Source organism: Campylobacter sp. BCW_4321, assembly GCF_001763075.1.
Lineage (GTDB): Bacteria > Campylobacterota > Campylobacteria > Campylobacterales > Campylobacteraceae > Campylobacter_D > Campylobacter_D jejuni.
Window position 1 is genome coordinate 1 of sequence record NZ_MJYA01000019.1, and the last position, 1966, is coordinate 1966.

The window sequence follows — 1966 nt, forward strand, 5'->3', positions numbered from 1 at the left end:
TCTTTGTTTTCTCCTACATATTCATGAGAGTTTTTAGCCACTCTTACTTTATTATCTACTCCTACATTTAAGGTATTGCTTAATCCTACTATGGTATCTTTAGATAAGCCTACATTAGTTAAGTATTCTCCTCCTACATTGACATTTTTAGCTAAGTCTATGGTTTGAGTATGAATCTTTTTAATCCTTTCATTATAAATTCCATCCACTATAGAATCTTTATCATTTAAGATTCTTTGAGTGAAATTATGCTGGACTAATTCATCATAATCCTTTTGGGCTTTTAAATAAATTTGTTCTTTATCTTTTATATTTGAGAGGGTAAGTTCATTATAACCTTCTTCATTAACACCTATGGTTTTAGAAGAAAGAGAAGTTTGGTGATCATTAAAAGGAAGATTTACTAAACTTGGATTAGTCCCATTATACAAACTTCCACTTACATAAGGCTTATCTATATCATCATCTAAAAAAGAAATAATCACTTCATCTCCAATTCTTGGAGTATGATAAAAACCTGAATGATTACTTGCTATACTAGAAGCTACTCTTAAAAAAGGAGTGTGATGATATAAACTTTCTTTTTCATCTAATTCTTCTTGATTAGCATAAAGATTAATCCTTACCTTAACCCTTCCATGCTCATCAGTATAAATAGTATTTCTCTCACTTTCTATATCCTTACTCTCTCCTATAACAATACCTTGAGTGCTATTAGGAGCTTTAGGTTTAACTTTAAAACTTGGAGTAAAGATAATATTCTTTTTTAATAAAGTTAAAGTATTGGAATAAGATTTACTTAAATTTAAATCTTTTAAATTTAAATGATCATTCGTATTAATAGAATTAGCTAAGATGGCATCATCAATTAAGATTTGAGTATTAGCAATAATAATAAAGTCTTTAAGCAAAGAAGCTTTATCTTGTTTTTCTTCATCTTGATTTTTTATTTCTTCTTGATGATTAAACTCCTTATAATTTAAAGTGATAAAATCTCCTAAACTAAGATGATAAATATTACTTTTTGCTAGTAAGCTTTCATTTAATACTAAGGCTCTTTTTTCTTTAAGAGAAGGCTTAGTCTTTAAATCAATGCTTTTTGTAAAAGAATATTCACTCTCATAAAAATGTTCATTATAATAAGCTTTGTTATTAAGTTCTTGTTCATAAGGAACTTTATTAGAATGTAAAGATAAAAGATTTAAAGGAGTATTGGCATTAATACTAGAATGCGTAAAAGAATTAGTTCTTAAACTTTGTTCTTTATAAATAGAAGAAATACAAGCTTGATTTAAAATATTATTAATATTAGGATTATACTCAATTTCTTTATTTTTTACATTTTTATACACATCACAAAAATAAATAGTGTTCTCATCTTCATAAAAAAAGATTCCATTATTATGGCTTAATCTTGTAATAAAGTCTAAATCACTTTCATTGTATTGAGAGATGAGTTCTTGTTTTTCATAATTAAAATGTATATTAGAATAATCAATTTCTTTATGTAAGATATCTTGATAAAAACCAAGGGTTTGTTTAATCACTTCTATAATATTAGTATGAGTATAAATACGATTGGCTTTATTTAAAGAAAGTCTTATCAAGACTGATTGAAGCTTAAAAGAAAAAAAATGCTTGTATTTTATTTGCTTAGTATTTGAAGCGCTATCATTAATATTTAAAGCACTTTCATGATTAATACCTAGATATTTTATATAAGTGATAATTCCCTTATAGTTTATTACTTTATTGTTATCAAAGTTTAAGGTATTATTCTCATAAGGATTATGGATGCTTAAAATAGCTTCTTGATCGATTAAAACATTAGGATGAAAATTAAAAGTTGTAGGGGTGCTTGGATGAGATGAAGCATTGGTTAAAGTATTTAAAGAAAATAAATCTTGTTCTAAACTTTCAAAAAAACCTTCACATTCTATAGAAAAAAGTTCTTCAAGACTTTCTT

The 1966-nt window shown here is 25.7% G+C and carries 1 protein-coding gene; it reads right to left on the minus strand.

Features of this window, described 5'->3' with window-relative positions; all coding sequences use genetic code 11:
- A partial coding sequence (locus tag AJN58_RS10040; protein WP_315940629.1) for a type VI secretion system Vgr family protein occupies positions 1 to 1966 on the minus strand: 1966 nt, incomplete at both ends.